21 protein-coding genes are annotated in these 20258 nt (G+C 75.0%); 14 read left to right on the top strand and 7 right to left on the bottom strand.

Annotated elements, in window-relative coordinates:
* Positions 1-5: 5 nt before the first annotated feature.
* Positions 6-788 (bottom strand): exodeoxyribonuclease III, encoded by a 783-nt coding sequence (locus EBO36_RS13870; protein ID WP_122825134.1) that lies wholly within the window; start codon positions 786-788, stop codon positions 6-8.
* Positions 789-878: 90 nt separating this feature from the next.
* Between EBO36_RS13870 and EBO36_RS13865 the strand changes: the two genes are divergently transcribed.
* From EBO36_RS13865 to fbaA, 5 genes are read left to right on the top strand one after another with little or no spacing between them, the layout of a single operon-like run.
* Positions 879-1709, top strand: coding sequence for an SDR family NAD(P)-dependent oxidoreductase (locus tag EBO36_RS13865; RefSeq protein WP_122825689.1), 831 nt, complete (start codon positions 879-881; stop codon positions 1707-1709).
* Complete coding sequence (gene pyrE, locus EBO36_RS13860) at positions 1706-2278, top strand: orotate phosphoribosyltransferase (protein WP_122825133.1); 573 nt, start codon at positions 1706-1708, stop codon at positions 2276-2278. The genes EBO36_RS13865 and pyrE overlap by 4 nt, the downstream gene beginning before the upstream one ends.
* A 57-nt stretch (positions 2279-2335) precedes the next feature.
* A complete protein-coding gene (locus EBO36_RS13855) occupies positions 2336-2950 on the top strand; it encodes a LemA family protein (protein WP_122825132.1) in 615 nt (204 codons plus the stop codon).
* Complete coding sequence (locus EBO36_RS13850; protein WP_122825131.1) at positions 2947-3669, top strand: TrmH family RNA methyltransferase; 723 nt, start codon at positions 2947-2949, stop codon at positions 3667-3669. Before EBO36_RS13855 ends, EBO36_RS13850 begins: the two co-directional genes overlap by 4 nt.
* 54 nt (positions 3670-3723) lie before the next feature.
* Positions 3724-4746 (top strand): class II fructose-bisphosphate aldolase, encoded by a 1023-nt coding sequence (fbaA, locus tag EBO36_RS13845; protein WP_122825130.1) that lies wholly within the window; start codon positions 3724-3726, stop codon positions 4744-4746.
* 50 nt (positions 4747-4796) lie between these two features.
* Here the strand turns inward: fbaA and EBO36_RS13840 are convergent, their stop codons facing one another.
* Positions 4797-5192, bottom strand: a complete 396-nt coding sequence (locus EBO36_RS13840) for an STAS domain-containing protein (protein WP_241237110.1) — start codon at positions 5190-5192, stop codon at positions 4797-4799.
* Between the two features lie 84 nt (positions 5193-5276).
* Here EBO36_RS13840 and EBO36_RS13835 point away from each other — a divergent pair, with 84 nt between their 5' ends.
* Positions 5277-7466, top strand: coding sequence for an ATP-binding SpoIIE family protein phosphatase (locus EBO36_RS13835; RefSeq protein ID WP_127573832.1), 2190 nt, complete (start codon positions 5277-5279; stop codon positions 7464-7466).
* A 98-nt stretch (positions 7467-7564) separates the two neighbouring features.
* Here EBO36_RS13835 and EBO36_RS13830 read toward each other — a convergent pair whose 3' ends face one another.
* On the bottom strand, positions 7565-7921 hold the full coding sequence (locus EBO36_RS13830) for an STAS domain-containing protein (RefSeq protein ID WP_122825128.1): 357 nt from the start codon (positions 7919-7921) through the stop codon (positions 7565-7567).
* 125 nt (positions 7922-8046) lie between these two features.
* Between EBO36_RS13830 and EBO36_RS13825 the strand changes: the two genes are divergently transcribed.
* The 3 genes from EBO36_RS13825 (at position 8047) to EBO36_RS13815 (ending at position 10947) form a co-directional block, all read left to right on the top strand.
* Complete coding sequence (locus EBO36_RS13825) at positions 8047-8460, top strand: DUF3151 domain-containing protein (RefSeq protein ID WP_122825127.1); 414 nt, start codon at positions 8047-8049, stop codon at positions 8458-8460.
* 47 nt (positions 8461-8507) lie between these two features.
* The gene (locus EBO36_RS13820; protein ID WP_122825126.1) at positions 8508-9794 is read left to right on the top strand and encodes an adenylosuccinate synthase; all 1287 of its coding nucleotides are present in this window, start codon (positions 8508-8510) and stop codon (positions 9792-9794) included.
* A gap of 100 nt (positions 9795-9894) precedes the next feature.
* On the top strand, positions 9895-10947 hold the full coding sequence (locus EBO36_RS13815; RefSeq protein WP_122825125.1) for a 2,3-butanediol dehydrogenase: 1053 nt from the start codon (positions 9895-9897) through the stop codon (positions 10945-10947).
* A 61-nt stretch (positions 10948-11008) separates the two neighbouring features.
* Here EBO36_RS13815 and EBO36_RS13810 read toward each other — a convergent pair whose 3' ends face one another.
* Positions 11009-12118: an LppM family (lipo)protein gene (locus EBO36_RS13810; protein ID WP_164471484.1), complete on the bottom strand. Its 1110-nt coding sequence runs from the start codon at positions 12116-12118 to the stop codon at positions 11009-11011.
* A gap of 143 nt (positions 12119-12261) precedes the next feature.
* Here EBO36_RS13810 and purD point away from each other — a divergent pair, with 143 nt between their 5' ends.
* The 5 genes from purD to EBO36_RS13785 all read left to right on the top strand — a co-directional run bounded on the left by purD (position 12262) and on the right by EBO36_RS13785 (position 16388).
* Complete coding sequence (purD, locus tag EBO36_RS13805; protein ID WP_122825123.1) at positions 12262-13518, top strand: phosphoribosylamine--glycine ligase; 1257 nt, start codon at positions 12262-12264, stop codon at positions 13516-13518.
* Entirely contained in the window at positions 13518-14438 is a 921-nt protein-coding gene (locus EBO36_RS13800) for a phosphoribosylaminoimidazolesuccinocarboxamide synthase (protein WP_122825122.1), read from the top strand. Before purD ends, EBO36_RS13800 begins: the two co-directional genes overlap by 1 nt.
* Before the next feature lie 34 nt (positions 14439-14472).
* A complete protein-coding gene (gene purS / locus EBO36_RS13795; RefSeq protein WP_122825121.1) occupies positions 14473-14733 on the top strand; it encodes a phosphoribosylformylglycinamidine synthase subunit PurS in 261 nt (86 codons plus the stop codon).
* Positions 14730-15446 (top strand): phosphoribosylformylglycinamidine synthase subunit PurQ, encoded by a 717-nt coding sequence (gene purQ / locus EBO36_RS13790; RefSeq protein ID WP_122825120.1) that lies wholly within the window; start codon positions 14730-14732, stop codon positions 15444-15446. Before purS ends, purQ begins: the two co-directional genes overlap by 4 nt.
* Positions 15447-15548: 102 nt before the next feature.
* Positions 15549-16388, top strand: coding sequence for a YceI family protein (locus tag EBO36_RS13785; protein WP_187695820.1), 840 nt, complete (start codon positions 15549-15551; stop codon positions 16386-16388).
* Positions 16389-16564: 176 nt separating this feature from the next.
* On the opposite strand, the gene EBO36_RS13780 is transcribed toward EBO36_RS13785, so the two are convergent.
* From EBO36_RS13780 to EBO36_RS13770, 3 genes are read right to left on the bottom strand one after another with little or no spacing between them, the layout of a single operon-like run.
* Positions 16565-17458: a MaoC/PaaZ C-terminal domain-containing protein gene (locus EBO36_RS13780; protein ID WP_122825687.1), complete on the bottom strand. Its 894-nt coding sequence runs from the start codon at positions 17456-17458 to the stop codon at positions 16565-16567.
* Positions 17459-17496: 38 nt separating this feature from the next.
* Positions 17497-18861 (bottom strand): 3-oxoacyl-ACP reductase, encoded by a 1365-nt coding sequence (locus EBO36_RS13775; RefSeq protein ID WP_122825119.1) that lies wholly within the window; start codon positions 18859-18861, stop codon positions 17497-17499.
* Positions 18858-20165, bottom strand: a complete 1308-nt coding sequence (locus tag EBO36_RS13770; RefSeq protein ID WP_122825118.1) for an acetyl-CoA C-acetyltransferase — start codon at positions 20163-20165, stop codon at positions 18858-18860. Before EBO36_RS13770 ends, EBO36_RS13775 begins: the two co-directional genes overlap by 4 nt.
* Between the last annotated feature and the right edge of the window lie 93 nt (positions 20166-20258).

Raw genomic sequence — 20258 nt, 5'->3', positions numbered from 1 at the left:
GGCGGTCAGTCGAGGTCGACGACGACGGGCACGTGGTCGCTCGCGCCCTTGCCCTTGCGCTCGTCCCGGTCGATGTGCGCCCCGCGCACCCGCGCCGCCAGCGCGGGGGAGGCGAGGGCGAGGTCGATCCGCATCCCCTCGTTGCGGGGGAACCGCAGGCGCTGGTAGTCCCAGTAGGAGTACGCGCCCGGCGTGTAGGGGCGGGTCACCTCGGTGTAGCCCGCGTCGAGCAGGGCGGCGAAGGCCGCGCGCTCGGGGCCCGAGACGTGCGTCGAGCCCGCGAAGGCGGTCATGTCCCACACGTCCTCGTCCCGCGGGGCGATGTTCCAGTCGCCGACGAGGGCCACCTGCGCCCCCGGGTCCCGCACGAGCTGCTCGGCGGCGGCGGTCCGCAGGGCCGCCAGCCAGTCGAGCTTGTAGACGTAGTGCGGGTCGGTAAGCTCGCGGCCGTTGGGGACGTACAGGCTCCACACCCGCACGCCGGCGACGCTCACCCCCAGCGCCCGCGCCTCCGCGGCCGGCGGGTCGCCCCACGTGGGCATGTCCGGGAAGCCGACCTCGACGTCGGACAGGCCCACCCGGGAGGCGACGGCGACGCCGTTCCACTGGCTCAGCCCGTGGTGCGCCACCTCGTAGCCGGCGGCGGTGAAGGCGGCGAGCGGGAACTGGTCGTCCCGGCACTTCGTCTCCTGCATGGCGAGGACGTCGGTGCCGGAGCGCTCGAGGAACGCCACCACCCGGTCCACCCTCGTACGGATCGAGTTCACGTTCCAGGTCGCCAGGCGCATGGGCATCGACGCTACCTCGCCGCGGCCCCGCCTCCGCGCCGCGTGTTCGGCCGGGTGCCGACGCGCGCCCGCCCGGCCTACCCTCGGGCCATGGCACGCAGAGGAACAGCGCTCGTCACCGGTGCGACGTCGGGCATCGGGCTGGAGATCGCCTGGGCGCTCGCGGCCGGGCACCACCACCTCGTCCTCGTCGCGCGCGACGCCGACCGGCTCGAGGCGCTCGCCGCCCAGCTCCGGGCCGCGGCGGCGATCGAGGTCGAGGTGCTGCCCGCGGACCTTGCCGACCGGCGGGCGCTCGACCGCGTGGCCGAGCGCCTGCGCAGCACGGAGCGCCCGGTCGACCTCCTCGTCAACAACGCGGGCTTCGCGCTGCGCCAGCGCTTCGTCGGCGGCGACATCGGCCGGGAGGAGGGCGCCCTGGACGTCATGGTGCGCGCCGTCATGGTCCTCAGCCACGCCGCCACGGGCGCCATGGTGGCGCGCGGTCGCGGCGCCGTGCTCAACGTCTCCTCCGTCGCGGCCCTCACCACCATGGGCACCTACGCCGCCCACAAGGCCTGGGTGCGGACCTTCACCGAGTCCCTGGCCGCCGAGCTCGCCGGGACCGGCGTCACCGCGACGGTGCTGTGCCCGGGCCTCGTGCACACGGAGTTCCACTCCCGCGCCCAGATGCGCACCGACGCCTGGCCCGAGCTCGCCTGGATCGACGCCGCCCGGGTCGCCGAGGCCGCCCTCGCCGGGGTGCGGCGCGGGGCCGTCGTCGTCACGCCCTCGCTGCGCTACCGCGCCGTCTCCGCGTTCCTCCGCCTCGCCCCGCGGGCCGTGGTGCGCTCGGCGGCCGGGCCGCGGCGGCGGGGGCCGTCGCTGGCCACGGGCACCCCGGCCGCTCCCGACGCCGGAGCCGATAGCCTGCCCGCGTGAACTTCGGCAACGACTCCCACCGCCGCCGCCTCGCCGAGCTCGTCAGCACGCTCGCCGTCGTCCGGGGCGCGGTCACCCTCTCCAGCGGCCTCACCTCCGACTACTACGTCGACCTGCGCCGCGTCACCCTCCACCACGAGGCCGCGCCGCTCGTCGGGCACGTCATGCTCGACCTCCTCGAGGAGGCCGGCCTCGGGGCCGGCGAGGTGGACGCCGTCGGCGGCCTCACCATGGGCGCGGACCCGGTCGCCGCCGCAATCCTCCACGCCGCCGCCTCGCGCGGGCTCGACGTCGACGCGTTCGTCGTGCGCAAGGAGGCCAAGGCGCACGGCATGCAGCGCCGCATCGAGGGCCCGGACGTCGCGGGCCGGCGGGTGGTCGTCCTCGAGGACACCTCCACCACCGGCGGCAGCCCGCTCACCGCCATCGAGGCCCTGCGCGAGGCGGGCGCCCACGTGCTCGGCGTCGCCGTCGTCGTCGACCGGGACACCGGCGCCCGCGAGCGGATCGAGGCCGCCGGCGTGCCGTACCTGGCCGCGCTGGGCCTCGCCGACCTCGGGCTCGCCTGAGGCCCGCTGTGGTTCAATCGCAGCCGCGAGACTCCTGACGACGGAAGGCGGGTATCCGTGGACGCCTGGACCATCACGCTCGTCGTGCTCGGGCTGCTCGTCCTCGGCGCCGTCGCCTGGGTGGCGACGACGTACCACCGGTTCGCGCGGATGCGCGTCCTCGTCGAGGAGGCCTGGCGCCAGGTCGACGTCGAGCTCGAGCGTCGCCACGACGTCGTCCCCCTCCTCGTCCGGACCGTGGGGGCCGTGACCGGCCCCGAGCGCGAGGTGCTGGCCGACGTCGACCGCGCCCGCGCCGAGGCGGCGGCACCGGGGGTGGGACCCGCGCGGCAGGCCGAGCAGGAGAACGCCCTGACCGCCGCGCTCGGGCGGCTCTTCGCCGTCGCCGAGGCGCACCCCGAGGTGCGTACCCGCGAGGACTTCCTCGCCCTCCAGTCGGAGCTGACGAACACCGAGGACCGTATCGCCGCGGGCCGTCGCTTCTACAACGCGAACGTCCGCCAGCTCAACACGCGCGTCACCGCCTTCCCGGCCGCGCTCGTCGCGCGGGTCCTCGGCTTCGGCCCGGCGGAGTACTTCCAGGCGAGCGACCCGGTCGTCCGGCTGGCGCCCGCGGTGACCTACGCGGCGCCCGACGAGGACGGCGGGGCGGGCCGCACCGCACCGGCATGACGGCCCCCGAGCGGCATGAGCCGGAGGCGGAGCGGCCGGAGGCGGAGCGGCGGGAGCTCCGGCCTGCGTCGGAGGTGGGCGTCGGGCCGTGGCCCGGCGGACCGCAGGCGTGGCCCGACGACCCGCGCTACGACCCCGAGCTCCTCGCCACCGGGGACCGCCGCAACGTCGTCGACCGCTACCGCTACTGGCGCATCGAGGCGATCGTCGCCGACATCGACGCCCGGCGGCACCCCCTGCACGTGGCGATCGAGAACTTCGCCCACGACCTCAACATCGGCTCGGTGGTGCGCACGGCGAACGCCTTCGCGGTCGCCGGCGTGCACATCGTCGGGCGGCGCCGGTGGAACCGGCGCGGGGCGATGGTCACCGACCGCTACCAGCACCTGCACCACCACCCGGACGCCCCGGCGCTCCTCGCCTGGGCGGCCGCGGAGGGGATTCCCGTCATCGGGATCGACAACGTCCCCGGGTCCCGCCCGCTCGAGCACCGGGCGCTGCCCGAGCGCTGCGTCCTGCTCTTCGGGCAGGAGTCGGCCGGGCTGAGCCCCGAGGCGATCGCCGGGTGCTCCGAGGTCCTGCACATCACCCAGTACGGCTCGACCCGGTCCATCAACGTCGGTGCCGCCGCGGCCGTCGCGATGCACGCGTGGATCCTCCAGCACGCCGGGACGGCTCCGCTGGGCGGGACGTCCCAGGCCGCGACCGGGCTGGCGTGACACAATCGGTGACGACCACGACCCCCTGTACACCACCGAAGTGGAGGCCCATCCGTGCCTATCGCAACCCCCGAGGTCTACTCCGAGATGATCGACCGGGCGAAGGCGGGCAAGTTCGCCTACCCGGCTATCAACGTCACGTCCTCGCAGACCGTCACGGCCGCCCTCCAGGGCTTCGCCGAGGCTGAGAGTGACGGCATCCTCCAGGTGTCGGTGGGCGGCGCCGAGTACGCGTCGGGGTCCACGGTCAAGGACCGGGTGGCCGGCTCCCTCGCCCTCGCCGCCTACGCCCGCGAGGTCGCCAAGGGCTACAACGTCACCGTCGCCCTGCACACCGACCACTGCGCCAAGCCGAACCTCGACTCCTGGGTGCGCCCGCTGCTCGAGATCGAGGCCCAGCAGGTCGCCGACGGCGGCCTGCCCACCTTCCAGTCGCACATGTGGGACGGCTCCGCCGTGCCGCTGGAGGAGAACCTCCAGATCGCCGCGGAGCTCCTCGAGCTCTCGCAGCGCGCGCGCACCATCCTCGAGATCGAGGTCGGTGTCGTGGGTGGCGAGGAGGACGGCGTCGCCGCCGAGATCAACGAGAAGCTCTACACGACCGTCGAGGACGGCCTCGCCACCGTGCGTGCGCTGGGCGCCGGGGAGAAGGGGCGCTACCTCACCGCGCTCACCTTCGGCAACGTCCACGGCGTCTACAAGCCGGGTGCGGTCAAGCTCCGTCCGGAGATCCTCGGCGAGATCCAGCAGGCCGTGGGCGCCCAGATCGGCAAGGAGTCCCCGTTCGACCTCGTCTTCCACGGCGGGTCCGGCTCGACGGCCGAGGAGATCGCCCTCGCCGTGGACCACGGCGTCATCAAGATGAACATCGACACCGACACCCAGTACGCGTTCACGCGTCCCGTCGTCGGCCACATGTTCACGAACTACGACGGCGTCCTCAAGATCGACGGCGAGGTCGGCAACAAGAAGGCCTACGACCCCCGCGCCTGGGGCAAGCTCGCCGAGGCGGGCATGGCCCAGCGCATCGTCGAGGCCTGCCAGCAGCTGCGCTCGGCGGGCAACAAGCTCTCCTGAGACGCGCGATGGCCCGGCCGCTGGTGCGGCCGGGCCATCGTCGTAGGTGGCTACTCGGCGTCGACGCCGGTGTCCTCCGGGAAGCCGGGGTCCTCCTCGAGGACGTCGACGACCTCACCGATGTGGGTGACCTCGAGCAGGAACCGCACGACGTCGGGCGGCTGGATGATCGCCAGGCGCCCCGGGGCGCGGTGGGCCAGTCGCGCGAGCAGGGCGACACCGGAGGAGTCCATGAAGGTGACGTGCCGGGCGTCGATCTCCACGGGCCGGCCGGCCTCCTCGGCCTCGGTGACGGCCTCGACGAGCTCGGCGCTCAGTGAGACGTCGATCTCACCGGACAGGACCATCCGGGTGCGCTCGGCGGCGACCATGAGGTGGACCGAGCCCGACTCGGTGCCGGTAGGGGCGCCGGTTCCCGGCGCCGATGTGCTGTTGGGGTCGCGCACAGTTGCTCCTCCCCGTCTGGCGCGCACGTGCGTCGTGCGCCTTTAGACGGCATCGTAGGGAACGCTAGACGATCGGAGGTGGAGATGGTCAACCCCGCGCACCCTCGCGCGTCCGCGGACGGGTCCACCGTTCCGCCGGACGCGGGTGACGGAGCCACCTTCGCCGACCCCGCGGAATCCTTTGCCGTCGCCGCGCTCGAGGCGATGCCCGGGCTCGTGGCGGTCGTCGACATGGACGCGGACGCGCCCCTCGACCAGTGGACCGTGGCGTGGATGAACCCGGCCGGCCTGGCGATGAGCGGGTATGACCGCGCCGACCTCACGCAGGGACGGGTCAGCGACTGGATGGGCCTGGACGCCGCCGCACCCGCCCGCCGGGCGCTCGCCGAGCGGCGCCCGTTCACCCAGCACACCACCGTGCGGCGCCGCGACGGGTTCCTCTACCCCGCCGAGGTGTCGATGACCCCGCTCGGCCCCGTCGGTGACGGCGGGGTCCGCTGGCTCCTCACCGCGCGCGACATGTCGGAGGACGTGGAGACGACGGCGGGTGCGCTCGCCCGCGCGGGGGCCGACCAGCGCGCGCGGCTCGGGCTGAGCCTCGTCGCCCGGGTCTCCGACATCCTGGCCGACACCGCCTCGAACGCCCCGCTCGGCGACATCGCCGCGCTCCTCATGCGGCGGGTCGTCGGGTGGGCGGCGTTCTACGTCGACGGGCCGACGCTGCACGAGGTCGACGACCTCGGCGGCGAGCCGCAGCGGACCCGCGACCTGCGCCGTATCGCCCAGCTGAGCCCGGACGTCGAGGACCCGGTTCGTGACCTGCTCCTCGACTCGCGGATGCGCACGATCGACATCGACACCGCCGTTGACCCCGAGCCCGGGACGGTGACCGCCGAGCTCATCGCCCTCGTCCGGGCCGCTCACGACGGCGCCGACGTCATCGCCACCGTCCTGCCGGTGCTCGGCCGCCAGCGCGTGCTCGGCCTGCTCGCGGTGACGCACCGCGAGGCCGACCCCTGGGCCGAGGGGGCCCGCGACGACGACCGCAACCCCGACGCCCTCGCCGGGGACGTGACGACGGTGCTCGAGCTCGTCGCGCGGCGCGTGGGCATGGCGATGGACAACTCCTACCTCTACGACCGGGAGCACCGGCTCGCGGAGACCCTGCAGCGGGCGATGCTGCCGGAGCAGGCGGAGATCTCCGGCCTGGACGTGTGGACGTACTACTCCCCGAACGCCGAGCACGCCCAGGTCGGCGGCGACTGGTACGACGTGCTGCAGAGCGCCGGGCAGACCGTGGGCCTGGTCATCGGCGACGTCGTCGGCCACGACGTCGAGGCCGCCGCGTCGATGGGGCAGCTCCGGTCCGTGGTGCGCGCCTACTCCGCCGAGTTCGGGGACCCCGGGACGGTCCTCGAGCGCGTGGACCGGCTCATCGCCGGCATGCGGATCCCCCGCTCGGCCTCCCTGGTGTACGCGGCCCTCACCCCACTGGGGGACGGGGCGTGGGACATCGCGTACAGCCGAGCCGGTCACCTGCCCCCGCTCCTCGTGCGCGGCGGCGACGTCCGCAGCCTCGACGGCGCCGGCGGCGCGCTCATCGGCTTCGGCAACCGCCCCCGGCAGACCGCGCACGAGCGCGCCGAGCCCGGGGACGTCCTCGTCTTCTACACCGACGGCCTCGTCGAGCGCCGCAACCGCACCATGCGGGACGGCGTCGAGGCCCTCACCCGGGTGTGCGCGGCCATCGACACCCCGGACGCGGCGGGCGTGGGCGAGGAGCTGCTCCTGCGCCTCGCCGAGGCACCCGAGGACGACGTCGCCGTCGTCATCGTCCGGGTCCCCGACCCGGTCGGGGACGAGCCGAGGTCCTGGGTGAGCCCCCGCCAGCGGCGCTGGCAGATGCCGGTGGACCCGCAGACCATCTCCCGCTCCCGGCACGCGCTCCTGCGCGCCTGCCAGGCCTGGGGCATCGAGGACACCGCGGCCGCCGAGCTCGTCGTCTCCGAGCTCGTCGCCAACGCCGTCATGCACGGCTGGGGGCGCGTCGACCTCCGCCTGGAGGACACCGGGGACGGCCTGCGCATCGAGGTCGAGGACGGCAACCCCGCCCCGCCCGTGACCCGGGAGCGGCACAGCGGCCGGGTCGGCGGGTTCGGCCTGCACATCATCGACCGCCTCGCGGACTGGGGCTGGCGCCCGACGCCGGGCGGCAAGGCCGTGTGGGCGCGCTTGCGGCCGCAGCACTCAGGCCGGGTACGCCCCACGTCCTAGCTCGCTCGCCAGGCACGCCCGCCGAACGGGCGACGGCGGCCGGGGCAAGGGCGGCCTCGGCGAGGCATCGTGCGAGTGACGCGTCGCCGGGCGGTGCGTCAGGCGGTGACGCGGCGGAAGCCGGACGGGGGCGTCGCGGGCTCGCAGCGGTGCTCGGGGTCGACCCGGAAGGAGTCGAGCGCCCCGCAGATCTCCAGGACGAACAGGTCGCGCTCGTCGCAGCCGCGCAGGACGGTCGCGCCGCCGCGCTTGGCGGAGGCGTCGGCGAGCGAGATGAGGAAGGCCGCGCCGGTGGAGTCCATGAAGGTCACGCGGCACATGTCGACCACCAGCAGCTGGCGGCGCAACCCGCTCACGCGTGCGGCGATCTCGGGGAACTGACCGCGCTCGGCGAGGTCGAGGTCACCCGCGATCGACACGGTGGTCGTCGTCGGGGACGTCGCGATCTCGATCATTCATATCCTCCTGGCTCCGCATCGAGGCTAACGCCGCCGGTGCCGATGTGCACTTCCCGTCCCGCCCGAGGGGCGGCACCGGCCCGTGATCGTGCGGCGCGTCACCGGGTGGGAGGATCGTCGCCATGCCCGAGAACCTCCTGCCCCAGCCCGCCCCCACCCTCCTGCCCGCGGAGGAGGACGCCGCCGTCCGCGCGGAGCTCGAGGCGGGCACGGACCCCCGCGAGGCCGCCGCCGCCCACCCCGCGGTGAGCCTGCCCTGGGCGCTGCTCGCCCAGCGGGAGCTGGCCGCCGGCGACCCCGTCGCCGCGTACGCCTACGCCCGCACCGGCTACCACCGCGGCCTGGACCACCTGCGTCGCGCCGGCTGGCGTGGCCAGGGGCCGATCCCCGCCTCCCACGTGCCCAACCAGGGCTTCCTCATCGCCCTGCTCACCCTCGGGCAGGCGGCCGCCGCCATCGGCGAGGACGCCGAGGCGACGCGCTGCGCCGACTTCGCCCGCGACGCCGATCCCGAGGCCGGCCGGCTGCTCGGGTAACCTGGCGCGGGAGCCGTCCGGCCCCGTACGCAGCGAAGGGACGCGACATGCCAGCCGTCGTCGTCGTCGGCGCCCAGTGGGGCGACGAGGGCAAGGGCAAGGCCACCGACCAGCTCGGCTCGGAGGTCGACTACGTCGTCAAGTTCAACGGCGGGAACAACGCGGGGCACACCGTCGTCGTCGGCGACGAGAAGTACGCCCTGCACCTCCTGCCCTCGGGGATCCTCTCCCCGGGGTGCACGCCCGTCATCGGCAACGGTGTGGTGGTCGACCTCGAGGTGCTCTTCCGTGAGCTCGACGCCCTGACCGAGCGGGGCGTCGACGTCTCGCGGCTGCTCGTCTCGGCGAACGCCCACCTCATCCCGCCGTACAACCGCACGCTCGACAAGGTCTCCGAGCGGTTCCTCGGCAAGCGCCAGATCGGCACCACCGGGCGCGGCATCGGGCCCACCTACGCGGACAAGATGGCGCGCGTGGGGATCCGGGTGCAGGACCTCTTCGACGAGCACATCCTGCGGCAGAAGGTCGAGGGCGCTCTCGTCCAGAAGAACCAGCTGCTGCTCAAGGTCTACAACCGCCGCGCGGTGGGCGTCGACGAGACGGCCGACGAGCTGCTCTCCTACGCCGAGCGGCTGCGGCCCATGGTGGCCGACGTGTCCCTGGTGCTCAACGAGGCCCTCGACGCCGGCCGCACCGTCGTCTTCGAGGCGGGCCAGGCGACCATGCTCGACGTCGACCACGGCACCTACCCCTTCGTCACCTCCTCGAGCGCCACGGCGGCCGGGGCCTGCACCGGCTCCGGCATCGGGCCCACCCGGATCGACCGCGTCGTCGGCGTCATCAAGGCGTACACGACGCGCGTGGGGGAGGGCCCCTTCCCCACGGAGCTCCACGACGAGTGGGGCGAGCGGCTGCGCACGGTGGGCGGGGAGTACGGCACGACGACCGGCCGTCCGCGCCGCTGCGGCTGGTACGACGCCGTCGTCGCGCGCTACGCGGGGCGGATCAACGCCCTCACCGACCTCGTGCTCACCAAGCTCGACGTCCTCACCGGCATCGAGAAGATCCCGGTCTGCGTGGCCTACGACGTCGACGGCCGCCGGGTGGACGAGATGCCCGTGGACCAGACCGCCTTCCACCACGCCCGCCCGGTCTATGCCGAGCTCGACGGGTGGGACGAGGACATCAGCGGCTGCCGCGAGTTCTCCGACCTGCCCGTGAACGCCCAGCGCTACGTCCTCGCGCTCGAGGAGATGTCCGGCACGCGGATCTCCTCGATCGGCGTCGGGCCGGACCGGGACGCGACCATCGTGCGGCACTCGCTGCTCGACTGAGCGACAGCTGTGGTGGCCTGCGCCGCCGTCCGGTGACCTACCGAGCGGCGGCGCAGACGTCGGCCTACGGTCGAAGGACCGACGTCGAAGGGGAACCACCATGAAGGCCGTGCGCTACTACGGCAAGGAAGACCTCCGGATCGAGGACGTCCCGGAGCAGGAGCTGGTCCCCGGCACGGTGCGCATCGCGCCGGCCTGGACGGGCATCTGCGGCTCGGACCTCCACCTCTACCTCGACGGGCCGCTGCCGCCCGCGCCCTCGACCGACCAGCCGCACCCGATCTCCGGCGAGACCCTCCCGGTGACCCTCGGCCACGAGTTCTCCGGCGTCGTCGAGGAGCTCGGCGAGGGCGTCGACGACCTGGCGGTGGGCGACCACGTGGTCGTCGAGCCGCTCATGGTCTGCGGCGAGTGCGGGCCGTGCCAGGAGGGCCGCTACAACCTCTGCGTGAAGATGGGCTTCATCGGCATCTCCGGGCGGGGCGGGGGCCTGTCGGAGCACATCGTCGTCGAGCGCCGCTTCGTGCACCCCGTCGGTGACATGCCCCTCGACCAGGCCGCCCTCATCGAGCCGCTCGCCGTCGCCGTGCACGCCGTCCGGCTCAGCGGCGCCACGACCGGTGACCTCGCCGTCGTCGGTGGGGCCGGACCGATCGGCCTGCTCACCGCGGCGGTGCTCAAGGCCACCGGTGCCACGGTCGTCGTCTCCGAGCCGAGCGCGGCACGCCGCGAGCGCGCCGCGAGCGTCGCGGACCACGTCGTCGACCCCGGCAGCGAGGACCTCGTGGCGAAGGTCGCCGAGCTGAGCGGCGGGGAGGGGGCGGCCGTGGCGTACGAGTGCGCCGGCGTGCCCGCCGTCCTCAACGTGCTCCTCGACGTGCTCAAGCCCGGTGGTGTCCTCCAGGTGGTGGCCCTGTTCTCCGGGCCGCCGGAGATCAACATCGCCCAGGTCCTCATGAAGGAGCTCGACGTCCGCGGGGCCATCGGCTACGCCGGCGACCACGAGTACGCCATCCGCCTGGTCCAGGAGGGCAAGGTGGACGTCGCGCCGCTCATCACGGGCCGGATCGCGGCGGACGACATCGTCGAGCAGGGCTACCGCACGCTCGTCAACGACAAGGAGCACTCGGTGAAGATCCTCGTGCACATGTAGGAGCTCCCTGCACAGACGACGGCCCCCCTCCGCTGCTGCGGAGGGGGGCCGTGGTGCATCGTCAGCGCCCGTCGGTGCGGGGCTCCTCACCCAGGGTGCTCCCACCGGCCGGCGGCGGGAACTGGCTGCCCGGGGCGGGCGGCGGCGGGACCGGGCTGCCCGCGGCGGGCGGCGGCGGGAACTCGGCCGTCGGGACCGGCGGCGGCGGGAACTGGCTCGCCGGGGGAGGGCTCGCGGGGCCGCCCTGGGCGGGGTGGGCGTCCATGCCGGCCTGCTCGTCGGCGGTGTGCTGCGGCGCCGGCGCGGGGTAGCCCTGGGGTGCGGAGCCCTGGGGGGCGTACCCCTGGGGGGCGCCGCCCTGCGGGGCGGGGTAGCTTCCGGCGGACCCGCCCGGAGCGGGGTAGCCACCGGCCGACCCGTCGGGTGCCGGGTAGCCCTGGTTGGCGTAGCCGGCGGCGTACGCGCCGGGGACCCCGGGCGTGTAGCCCTCGGGGCCCTCGGTGCCGGCGCTCTTCTTGCGGCGGGTGAGGAAGAAGATCACCGCGGCGATGACGAGCAGGAGCACGACGGCCAGCACGATCCACAGGACCGGCGACCCGGCGGCCGCGGACGCGCCGCTCCCCTCGGCCTCGCCGGAGGCGGTGACCCCACCGGACAGCGCCTCCATGCCGGTCCACGTGACGGTGTTGCCGTCGACCTCGCCACCGCCGTCGTCGACGACAGGCCCGGGGAACGTCACCGCGATGGAGATCTCGGGCTCCATGCCCGCGGGCATCTCGCCGACGTCGCCAGCGGTGTCGTCGCCGTCGAAGGAGAAGACGAAGAGGTCGTCCTCGCGCGTGATCGACATGCCCTCGCCGCTCATCTCGTCGAGCGGGGCGCCGGACGCGACGAGGCGGCACCCGATGTTGCCGTCCTCCTCGGTCTGCTCGACGGTGAACTCGACGTCCTCGGGCGCGTCCGCCAGCTCCGACTCGAGGTCGGTGCAGTCGAGGTCGTCCGCCGTCATCATCCCGGTGAGGTCGCCGACCTCCATGGTGATGTCAGCGGTGTCGTCAGCATTGATCTGAATACCGAGGTCCATCCGGAAACACCCCCCGAGCAGGAGCAGCAACGGGAGCAGGACGAGGGCGGTGAGACGGCGTGGGGCGCGTGGCCGGGCGGGGTTCATGCGCCGCACACTATCGGGACGGTGGGTCCGGCGCTGCGCTCCTGCGCGCTTTCATCGGCACCCGTCTGTATTTGTCCGGTGAATAGCTGCCGCGGCGGGCACGCGGTCCGGGCACGGGGCCGCGCGCAGTAGGCTCGCGGACCGTGAGGATCCTCGTGATCGGCTCCGGCGCGCGCGAGCACGCCCTGGCCCGCGCCCTGGACCGTGACCCCGCGACGACGGACCTCGTCGTCGCCCCCGGAAACCCCGGTACCGCCGAGCTGGCGCGCAACCGCGAGGTGGACCCGCTCGACCCGGACGCGGTGGTCGCCCTCGCGCGGGAGCTGGGCTCCGACCTCGTCGTCGTCGGACCCGAGGCGCCGCTCGTCGCGGGCGTCGCGGACGCCGTCCGGGCCGCGGGCATCGCCTGCTTCGGGCCGGACGCCGCCGCCGCGCACCTCGAGGGGTCCAAGGCCTTCGCCAAGGAGGTCATGGCCGCCGCCGAGGTCCCCACGGCCCTCGCCCGGGTGTGCACGAGCGCCGCGGAGGTCGCCGCCGCGCTCGACGCGTTCGGGGCGCCCTACGTCGTCAAGGACGACGGGCTCGCCGCCGGCAAGGGGGTCGTCGTCACGGACGACCGGGACCAGGCCCTCGCCCACGCCGAGGCCTGCCTCACGCGCGGGGGAGCGGGAACCGTCGTCGTCGAGGAGTACCTCGACGGCCCCGAGGTGTCCCTGTTCTGCCTGTGCGACGGCACCGAGGCGGTGCCCCTCGCGCCCGCCCAGGACTTCAAGCGCCTGCGCGACGGCGACGACGGCCCCAACACCGGCGGCATGGGCGCGTACTCCCCGCTCCCGTGGGCGCCGGAGGGCCTGGTCGAGGAGGTCCTCGAGCGGGTCGCCCGCCCGGTGGTCCGGGAGATGGCCCACCGGGGTGCCCCCTTCGTCGGCGTCCTCTACTGCGGGCTCGCGCTCACCAGCCGCGGCCTGCGCGTCATCGAGTTCAACGCCCGCTTCGGCGACCCCGAGACCCAGGTGGTCCTCGCCCGCCTCGCCTCGCCCCTGGCCGAGCTGCTCCACGCCGCCGCCACCGGCACCCTCGGCACCGCGCCCGCCCCCCGGTGGTCCGCGGACGCGGCGGTGACGGTCGTCCTCGCCGCGGCGGGCTACCCCGACGACCCGCGCCGCGGGGACGTCATCACGGGCGTCGACGCCGCCGACGCGCGGCCCGGCGTCCACGTGCTGCACGCGGGCACGGCCCGCGGCCCGGCGGGGGAGCTCGTCAGCGCGGGCGGCCGGGTGCTGTCGGTGGTGGGCGTCGGGCCGGACCTCGCCGCGGCCCGCGCCGCCGCGTACGAGGGGGTCGACGCGATCGACCTCCCGGGCGGCCAGCACCGCACCGACATCGCGGCGGGCCTGTGATGGCCGCCCCCGTCCTCGACGGCTGGTCGCACGTCTACTCCGGCAAGGTACGCGACCTGTACGTGCCCACCTCCGGGGACCGCGGCACCGTCCTCGTCGTCGCCTCCGACCGGATCAGCGCCTACGACCACGTGCTGCCCACGCCGATCCCCGGCAAGGGCGTCATCCTCACGGCGCTGAGCCTGTGGTGGTTCGACCAGCTCGCCGACCTCGTCCCCCACCACGTCCTCTCCCTCGACGTGCCCGACGCCGTGACCGGGCGCGCCATGGTGTGCCGGCGGCTCGAGATGTACCCGGTGGAGTGCGTGGCCCGCGGCTACCTCACCGGCTCCGGGCTCACCGAGTACCGCGCCGGCGGGTCCGTCTGCGGCGTGCCGCTGCCGCCCGGCCTCGACGACGGCTCCCGCCTGCCGGAGCCGATCTTCACCCCGGCCACGAAGGCGGAGGTGGGCGAGCACGACGAGAACGTCAGCCTCGAGGTGGTCGCCGCGCAGATCGGCGCGGCCCGCGCGGACGAGCTGCGCGACCTCACCCTCGCCGTCTACGCGCGCGCCGCGGGCCTCGCCGCCGAGCGCGGCATCGTCCTGGCGGACACCAAGCTCGAGTTCGGCGCCCTCCCCGGCGGACCCGACGTGGTCCTCGGCGACGAGGTGCTCACGCCCGACTCCTCGCGGTTCTGGCCGGCCGAGCACTGGGAGCCGGGCCGCGCGCAGCCGAGCTTCGACAAGCAGTACGTGCGCGACTGGCTCACCTCGCCGGCGTCCGGCTGGGACCGCCACGGCGACGCCCCGCCGCCCGAGCTGCCCGCCGACGTCGTGGAGCGCACGCGCGAGCGGTACGCCGAGGCCTACACGCGCCTCACCGGCGCGCCCCTGCCCGACGCGTGGAACGCCGCGGGGACGGCCCGGCCGGGCCGCTAGCATGGGCGGGCCGCCGACCGCCAGGAGCGCACCCATGGGACGAATCGTCGTCGAGGTCATGCCCAAGCCCGAGATCCTCGACCCGCAGGGCAAGGCCGTCGCCGGGGCGCTGCCCCGGCTCGGGTTCGCCACCTTCACCGGCGTCCGGCAGGGCAAGCGCTTCGAGCTCGAGGTGGACGGCGCCGTCACGGCCGAGCACCTCGACGCCGCCCGCGAGGCCGCGCGGACGCTCCTGTCGAACCCCGTCATCGAGGACGTCGTGCGCGTCGCGACGATCGAGGAGGTCGACGCGTGACCGCCTCGTCCGCCGGCGCCCGGATCGGCGTCGTCACCTTCCCGGGGTCCCTCGACGACGGCGACGCGCGCCGCGCCGTCCGCCTCGCGGGGGCCGAGCCCGTCACCCTGTGGCACGGGGACGCCGACCTCGCGGGCGTGGACGCCGTCGTCCTGCCCGGGGGCTTCTCCTACGGGGACTACCTGCGCTGCGGGGCCATCGCCCGGTTCGCCCCGGTGATGACCGAGGTGGTCCGCGCCGCGCGCGAGGGCCTGCCGGTCCTCGGCATCTGCAACGGGTTCCAGGTGCTGTGCGAGGCGCACCTGCTGCCGGGTGCCCTCATCCGGAACGAGCGCCAGCGCTTCGTGTGCCGGGACCAGCGCCTGCGGGTCGAGAACGCCACCACGGCGTGGACGCGCGACCTCACCGCGGGGGCGACCGTGACGATCCCGCTGAAGAACGGCGAGGGCGGCTACGTCGCGGACGCCGCGACGCTCGACGCGCTCGAGGCGGAGGGCCGGGTGGTGTTCCGGTACCTCGGCGCGGACCCCAACGGCTCGGCCCGCGGCATCGCCGGCATCACCAACGAGCGGGGCAACGTCGTCGGGCTCATGCCCCACCCCGAGCACGCGGTCGAGGCCGGGTTCGGCCCGGACGGCCCCCGCGGGCCGCGCACGGGCACGGACGGCCTCGCGCTCTTCACGTCGGTGCTCGGCGCGCTCGTCGCCGCCTGAGTCCGTTCTCCCGCGGCCCGGACCGGCGGCGATAACGCTCCCGGGGACGGGTGGCGTTCCGTAGCATCGCTTCCACTGCGCAGGAGCCGGCGAGGGGACACCATGGGGGCGTTGGACGGGGAGCTCGCCGGGGAGTGGGTGTTCGACCCCGCGCACTCGCGGTTCGGGTTCTCCGCGCGGCACGCCATGGTGACGCGGGTGCGGGGCGCCTTCAACGACGTCGAGGGCCGGATGCACGTCGACCCCGACGGTCCGGCGAAGTCGTTCGTCACCGTGCGGCTCAGGGCCGCGAGCGTGGACACCCGCCACCCCCAGCGCGACGCCCACCTGCGCAGCGCCGACTTCTTCGACGTCGAGCGCTACCCGGACATCGTCTTCACGAGCACGACGATCCAGGAGGCCGAGGAGCGGATGTACATGGTCGTCGGCGACCTCACCATCCGCGGCATCACCCACGAGGTCGCCATCCCCATCGAGCGGGTGGGCGTCGAGCGGGGCGCGGACGGCGAGCTCCGGGTCGGCTTCGAGGGGACCCGACGCGTCGACCGCCGCGCATGGGGTCTGGAGTGGCAGGTGCCGCTCGACACCGGCGGGGTGCTCGTCTCCGAGCGCGTCACCATGGAGTTCGAGATCTCCGCCGTCAAGCGTCCCGACGCCCCGGACGGCACCCCCGGTGCGGACACGGCGCCGGACGTGGCCGACGCCGGCGACGGCGGACGGCCCGACGCCGGTGACGCCCCGGCCAGCCCGGCCGACGACGCGTCGACCGGTGCCGCCGCACCCGACCCGGCCGCCGCCGCACCTGACCCGGCCGCCGCCGCACCTGACCCGGCCACCGCCGCACCCGACCCGGCCACCGCCGGCGCGGCCCCGGCCGCCGCGCGCGGCCGGCACCGGGCGCTGGGCGCCCGGCGCGCGTCCTGGTTCCGCCCGCGCCGCTGAACGTGCGCCGCGTCTCGGCGGCGCCGGCGCCGCCCGGGGTTGTCCACCGCTCGTGCACAGGGGGAATGGCGCCCCTGTGTGTATGTGCACAACCCTGTGTACAGCAACTGTGGACAACATTGGCCGGTGAGGGTCCCCGGGCGTCGCCCGACGGCGCGCCGGGCGACGCGGGGCGGTTATCCTGCGCGCCCGCGGGGCGTCACGGTCCCGGTGAAATGGACCTTGCCGGAGCGGTTCGCGCCCCGGTAGTGGTAGGCGTCACCGTCACGGTCGACCGAGAGCGTGACGGTGCCCGGCAGCAGGACCGGCTTGGCGAAGGCGACCTCCCACACGAAGGCGTCCCCGCGGGCGGCGCCGACCGCCGCCAGGGCCCGCGCGGCCGTGTACATGCCGTGCGCGATCGGCCGGGGGAAGCCGAAGAGCCGTGCGCCGACCCGGGAGACGTGGATGGGGTTCCGGTCGCCCGAGACCTCGGCGTAGTCCCGGCCGACGTCGGGACCCAGGCGCCACACGCCGGTGGTGACGTGCGCGCCGGTGCCAGGTCCGCCCGTGCCGGGGGCACGGTCCTCCGGGGCCGCCTGGGGCGAGGGGGCGGGATCCGCCCCGGGCACGGTGCGGCCCTTCGCGAGGTACGTCGACGTCCCGTGCCACACCACCTCGGTGCCGGCCGAGACCTCGACCACGAGGTCGACCTGGGTCCCCGCCCGGTGGCCGCGCAGGCCCTCTGCGTGCGCCCGGACCGTGAGCACCTCGTCGAGGCGCACCGGGCGGTGGACGACGACGCGGTTGCCCACGTGGACGAGCCCGAGCACCGGGAGCGGGAAGTCGGGCCGGACCATGACCGCCATGGCGAGCGGGAACGCCAGCACGTGGACGTACCCCGCGGGCAGGACGTCGGTGCCGGGCTCGCCGAGCAGCCGCTGGTAGGCGGCGAGCTGCTCCGGGTCGGCGCGGACGCCGTCGACGCGGTAGGTCCCTGCCCACGCCCCCGAGGTCCGCGGCGGCCGGGCGAGGACGAGCGAGGCGTACCGGCCGAGTGCCCGGGAGTACAGCGCCCCGAGGCGTGGCATCTCGGCGAGCGTCTCCTCCGTGCCCGCGCCGCCGCCCATCACTGCCCCACGAGGTTCTGGCCGCAGACGCGCAGCGTCTGGCCGTTGATGCCGCCCGCCTGCGGGGAGGCGAGGAACGCCAGCGCCTCGGCGACGTCGACCGGGTGCCCGCCCTGGTTGAGGGAGTTCGCACGCCGGGCGATCTGCCGCGCCACCGGGGGGATCCGCGCCGTCATGTCCGTCTCGATGAACCCCGGCGCCACCGCGTTCGCGGTCCCGCCCAGCTCCGCCAGGCGCGGCGCGAGCGCCTGGACCATGCCGATGATCCCGGCCTTGGCGGCGGCGTAGTTGGTCTGCCCGCGGTTGCCCGCGATGCCTGACGTCGACGCGAGCGCGAGGATGCGGGGTGCGGGGCCCAGGGCACCCGGGGCGGCGAAGGTCTCGTTCATCCGCAGCGGCGCGAGGAGGTTGACGGCGAGCAGGTCGTTCCAGCGGTCCGCGGTCATGTTGACGAGGAGCTTGTCCCGCAGGATGCCCGCGTTGTGGACGACGACGTCGAGGGTGCCGTACCGCGACCGGGCGTGCTCGAGGATCCGGGCGCCGGCGTCCTCGGCGGTGATGTCGAGCTGGAGCGCGCTGCCGCGCACGCCGTTCATCACCGTGCTCAGCGAGTCCCCGGCGCCGGGGACGTCGACGCCGATGACCTGCGCGCCGTCCCGGGCGAGGACCCGGGCGGTCTCGGCGCCGATGCCGCGGGCGGCGCCGGTGACGACGGCGACCTGCCCGGCGAGCGGGCGGGTCCAGTCCGCCGGCGCCTGCCCGCCGGGCGTCGACACGCGCAGCAGCTGCCCGGAGACGAACGCGGAGCGGGCCGAGAGCAGGAAGCGCAGCGCCCCGATGACGGAGGTGGCCTCGACCGGCAGCCCCTCGGCGAGGACCAGGCCGTTGCCGGTGGCGCCGGCGCGCAGCTCCTTGGCCACGGAGCGCAGGAACCCGTCCACCGCCTGGCGGGCGGCCGCCTGGGCCGGCGCGTCGCCGCCGGTGGCGGCCCGCGAGAGGGTGATGACCCGCCCGGACGGGGCGAGGCGCCGCAGCATCTCGCCGAGGTCGAGGGCGGGACCGCCGAGCTGGCCGGGCGCCTCGAGCTCGGTGAGGACGACGATCACGGCGCCCCACCGCTGGTGCTCGGCGAGGTGCGGGTCCCGCCGGACGTCGAGGTCCCAGCCGAGCAGCCGCTCCGCGACCGCGTCGGCGCTCGCCCGGGACCACGCGTCCTGGAGGACGAGGACCGGGCCGGTGACGAGCGGAGCGTCCGGTGACGCCGTGTCGGTGCGCCGCAGCCGGACGGGCTGGGGCAGGCCGAGCTTCTTGGCGACCTTCTTGCCGACGTCCGTGCTCACGGCGTCGAGGTAGGTGTCGTTCACGCTGCCTCCAGGATCATCGCGCCGGCCTGACCGCCGGCGGCGCAGATGGAGATGAGGCCGCGGGCCGGTCGGCCCGTCTCGGCCCGCCGCTCGGCGAGGAGCTTGGCGAGCGTGCCGACGATGCGGCCGCCGGTCGCGGCGAACGGGTGCCCGGCCGCGAGCGAGGAGCCGGTGACGTTGAGCCGGTCGCGGTCGATCTCGCCCAGCGCCCCGGGGAGGCCGAGGCGCTCGCGGCAGAAGGCGGGGTCCGCCCAGGCGGCCATGGTGGCGAGGACGGTGGAGGCGAACGCCTCGTGGATCTCCACGACGTCGAAGTCGTCGAGGGTCAGCCCCTGGCGGTCGAGGAGCCGGGCGACGGCGTAGCACCCGCCCATGAGGAGGCCCTCGTCGCCCCGGGTGAAGTCGACGGCGGCGCTCTGGGCGTCGACCACGGTGGCGAGCACCGGCAGGCCCCGGCCCTGCGCCCACTCGCTCGAGGCGAGCAGGACGGCCGAGGCGCCGTCGGACAGCGGGGTGGAGTTCCCCGCCGTCATCGTCGGGGACGAGCCGTCCTTGCCGAAGACCGGCGTGAGCGAGGCGAGCTTGTCGAGGGAGGTGTCCGCGCGCAGGGCCTGGTCCCGGTCGAGGCGGCGGTAGGGGGTGAGGAGGTCGTCGAAGAACCCGCGGTCGTAGGCGGCCGCCAGGCGCTGGTGCGAGGCGAGCGCCAGGGCGTCCTGGTCCTCGCGGGTGATGCCCCAGCGGGCCGTCGTCAGCGCCTGGTGCTCGCCCATGCTCAGCCCCGTGCGGGGCTCGGCCACCCCCGGGGCCACCGGGGCCAGGTCCCGCGGACGGACGCCCGCGAACGCCTTGACGCGCTCGGCAGCGGAGCGGGCGCGGGAGGCCCGCAGCAGCGCGGCGCGCAGCCGGTCGGAGACGACGATGGGGGCGTCCGACGCGGAGTCGACCCCGCCCCCGATCCCGACCTCGGCCTGGTGCAGGGCGATCTTGTTGGCCACGCCGACGATCGCCTCGAGGCCCGTGGCGCAGGCGCGCTGCACGTCGTAGGCGGGCGTGTGCGGGTCGAGCGAGGAGCCGAGGACCACCTCGCGGGTGAGGTTGAAGTCGCGCGGGTGCTTGAGCACGGCCCCTGCGGCGACCTCGTCGAGCCGCTCGCCGGCGAGGCCGAAGCGGGCGACGAGCCCCTCGAGCGCGGCGGTGAGCATGTCCTGGTTCGAGGCTGCGGCGTAGGCGCCGCCCGCCTTGGCGAAGGGGATGCGGTTGGCTCCGATGACGGCAGCGCGTCGCGGGGCGGGGGTCGGGGTCACGTCGTCGTCCTCCGGTTGTTCGCGGGGCGAACGCCACCGGGGACGGAGGTCCCGGGCAGCATTGCGGTACTCACGGTAGTTGATACTGTCAGT

Source organism: Georgenia faecalis (assembly GCF_003710105.1).
Lineage (GTDB): Bacteria > Actinomycetota > Actinomycetes > Actinomycetales > Actinomycetaceae > Georgenia_A > Georgenia_A faecalis.
This window is presented reverse-complemented; position numbering and strand designations above follow the sequence as displayed.